The sequence below is a fragment of the Microcoleus pseudofavosus SVA1_A4 genome (assembly GCF_036700565.1).
Classification (GTDB): Bacteria; Cyanobacteriota; Cyanobacteriia; order Cyanobacteriales; family Microcoleaceae; genus Microcoleus.
The window spans coordinates 1-1,057 of record NZ_JAUBPE010000203.1; the positions used below are offsets into that span (position 1 = coordinate 1).

The 1,057-nt window shown below is 33.5% G+C and carries 2 protein-coding genes; both read left to right on the plus strand.

Going from position 1 to position 1,057, the window contains the following annotated elements:
• Window positions 1-492: transposase (locus tag QUA02_RS33495; protein WP_333034039.1), on the plus strand; the 492-nt coding region annotated here is incomplete at its 5' end.
• A gap of 61 nt (window positions 493-553) precedes the next feature.
• Complete coding sequence (locus QUA02_RS33500; RefSeq protein WP_333034041.1) at window positions 554-982, plus strand: IS630 family transposase; 429 nt, start codon at window positions 554-556, stop codon at window positions 980-982.
• Window positions 983-1,057: the final 75 nt, after the last annotated feature.

Here is a 1,057-nt window from a genome sequence, read left to right on the forward strand (position 1 = left end):
GTTATGTTTGGGGTCAATCAAAAATCAGAATTGAAGTCCCAATTACCAATGAAAAAGATAGACAAACTTATTTTGGCACTCAATTATCAAAGCAAAGAATTCCATATTCAGAGCCATCCATCTGGTGATGGAAAATCAACAGTTACCTTCATAAAATACTTACAAGATAAATATAAAAATCGCCAAATTATCTTGATTTGGGATGGAGCTAGTTATCATAAATATGGAGAATTTAGAGACTTTTTATTAGAACTAAATGGTGACAAAGAACCTGAGAATTGGTCAATTACTTGTATTTTATTTGCTCCCAATGCTCCCCAACAGAATCCCGTTGAAGATATTTGGTTACAAGCTAAAAACTTTTTAAGAAAGTATTGGTATTTATGTAGGTCTTTTAAGATTGTCAAATTTTTATTTGAGTTTTTTACTAACGAACATAAATTTGATTTTCCCAAAATACGTCAATATATTTACACCGAGAAAATCATTTAGGATTGCTATAGTAACAAAAAAGATGTTTCAGCAGCTATCGAGTTTAAAAAAAAACTAAAAAATTTGCTCAAAACAGCTCGCTCGGTTAGAGTCTACTACTCCAAGTCCAGCAAAAAAAGGACCCAAATATTGGTGTCAAGATGAAACTAGACTTGGCTTAAAAACGATTGAAAGAAAAAAGATTACAGCTTTGGGAGTCAAACCAATAGGTAAAGTACAATGGAATTTTAAAGCCTATTATTTATATGGGGCAGTCGCCCCACAAACAGGAGAAAGCCTGTGGCTGGAATTTTCACATCTGGATGGCATATGTTTTCAAATGTTCTTAGACCAGTTAGCATCTGAATATCCCGAATATTTAAATATTGTTCAACTAGACAATGGGAGGTTTCATTATAGTAGCAGCCTAAAAATACCGGATAATATTTTATTACTCTTTCAACCACCATACAGCCCGGAATTGAATCCGATTGAAAGAGTGTGGCACTAGACATCTCCGAAAACACTCAAAGCCTCTGTATAGTTAAGTTCTAGGACGTAAATGTAATCATCGTAAATTAGCTAG